This window comes from Thermovirga sp. (assembly GCA_012523215.1).
In the GTDB taxonomy this organism is placed as follows: domain Bacteria; phylum Synergistota; class Synergistia; order Synergistales; family Thermovirgaceae; genus 58-81.
This window is the reverse complement of record JAAYIZ010000302.1, coordinates 1-1,599: the sequence shown is the minus strand read 5'-3', so window position 1 is coordinate 1,599 and position 1,599 is coordinate 1. Positions and strand designations below refer to the sequence as shown.

The 1,599-nt window shown below is 57.5% G+C and carries 4 protein-coding genes; 2 read left to right on the top strand and 2 right to left on the bottom strand.

What is annotated here, in order from left to right:
- Together GX108_08180 and GX108_08175 are read left to right on the top strand one after the other, a co-directional pair.
- Nucleotides 1-568 (top strand): pyridoxal-phosphate dependent enzyme (locus GX108_08180; protein NLO56998.1); only part of this gene is annotated, 568 nt, incomplete at its 5' end.
- Nucleotides 565-777, top strand: a complete 213-nt coding sequence (locus GX108_08175; GenBank protein ID NLO56997.1) for a hypothetical protein — start codon at nt 565-567, stop codon at nt 775-777. The genes GX108_08180 and GX108_08175, both read left to right, overlap by 4 nt.
- Nucleotides 778-948: 171 nt before the next feature.
- Here GX108_08175 and purE read toward each other — a convergent pair whose 3' ends face one another.
- Nucleotides 949-1,473, bottom strand: a complete 525-nt coding sequence (gene purE / locus GX108_08170) for a 5-(carboxyamino)imidazole ribonucleotide mutase (protein NLO56996.1) — start codon at nt 1,471-1,473, stop codon at nt 949-951.
- The coding region (locus GX108_08165; protein NLO56995.1) for a hypothetical protein at nt 1,449-1,599 on the bottom strand (151 nt) is incomplete at its 5' end. The genes GX108_08165 and purE, both read right to left, overlap by 25 nt.

Genomic DNA, 1,599 nt, shown 5'->3' with positions numbered 1-1,599 from the left:
GTTTGCCGAACGGGAAGGTCTTGTCTATGTCTCCGCCTACGAAGATCATCATATCATCTGCGGCCAGGGGACCCTGGGTCTTGAATTCCTGATGGAAGTGCCCGATCTGGACCTGCTGATAGTGCCCATCAGCGGTGGGGGGTTGATATCCGGGGTGGCGATGGCGGCCAGAGCCCTGAGACCCGGCATTGAGATCGTAGGGGTCCATGCCGCGACCAACCCCTCCTGGAAGGTAGCCTGGGATAGCGGTGCCGTTGTGCCGGTGGCGGAGAGTGAGACCTATGCCGATGCCCTTTCAGGAGCCGCCTCGGGGGTTCTTTTCCCACTTATTCGGAAAGTCGTGTCGGGTCTCACGGAGGTTTCGGAGCTCGAAATAGCCAAGGCCATCGTTTTTTTGCATTCCAACCATCACCAGGTGGTCGAGGGCGCTGGTTCCGTCGGGGTGGCCGCGGTGCTGAGCGGGAAGATCGATACCGCTGGTCGGAAGACAGGTATAGTGATAAGCGGAGGCAATATTAGCGACGCGATGATCCTCAAGGCCTATGCGGAAGCAGGTGATATCAAATGAGCGACGAAGGCGGAGAAAGAGGAAAAAAGGACGAAAGAAAACACTCACCCTTGATGGCCCTCCTGTTCCTGACCGTAACACTGGCCTTGGCCGTCAAGCTGCTGATCAACGTGCCCCTTTTCCGGCAGTTCTTTTCGGGTTACGGCAAGTTCGTCCTGCTCCCCGTGCTGTTTTACCTGGGATACGTGGGAATCCATCGCAGAAGTTGAATGTTACTCCCATCGTTTCTCCGAGCGCTTTCACTTTCCCGGGAGTCTTCAGGATATTGCCACCCCTGGGCGGATCCTTTGTCTTCCTACGGGTTACCTGGGCGCCTACCTCTCCCTTGCAATGATCGTCCCCTTGTAGTGCATCGGGGACCCTTGACGGGTCCCCGCAGGCTACATCCCTTTGAACGCTGACGGGGGAGGCGAGGGCAGATCGCGGATTTCCGATCTTGACTCTATTACTTTCCCTTTGGCATCTGCCGCGTCTTCCAAGACCTTTTCATGAACCTGTTCATCGTAGAGGGCTATTATCCTGGCTGCGAAAAGCGCTGCATTTCTGGCCGAGGCTATACCCATGGTGCCTACGGGAACGCCCGGCGGCATCTGGGCCATCGCTAGCAGCGCGTCCATCCCTCCCAAGCTTCCTGCCGGAGCGGGGACTCCGATGACAGGAAGAGTTGTATGGGCGGCCAGTACCCCGGGAAGGGCGGCCGAAAGTCCCGCCACGGCGATGATGGTCTTGAGACCTCTCGCCCTCGCGTTCCTTGCGTAATTGACGGCATCGTCGGGAGTACGGTGGGCTGAAGCCACCGTCACCTCGAAGGATATCCCGAGCGCCTCGAAGACTTCCTTGACCTTGATCCCGAGCTCGAGGTCCGAAACAGAGCCAAGTACTATTCCTGCAACCGGTTCTGCCAAGGTCTCCCTCCTCCTTTCAGCGCTATATCGCTTCTGAACCTGGCTCCTTCAAAACCTATCTTCTTAATGACTTTATAGGCCCTTGAACGGGCTTCGGGTATGCCCTCCCCTGTTCCAACCACCGTC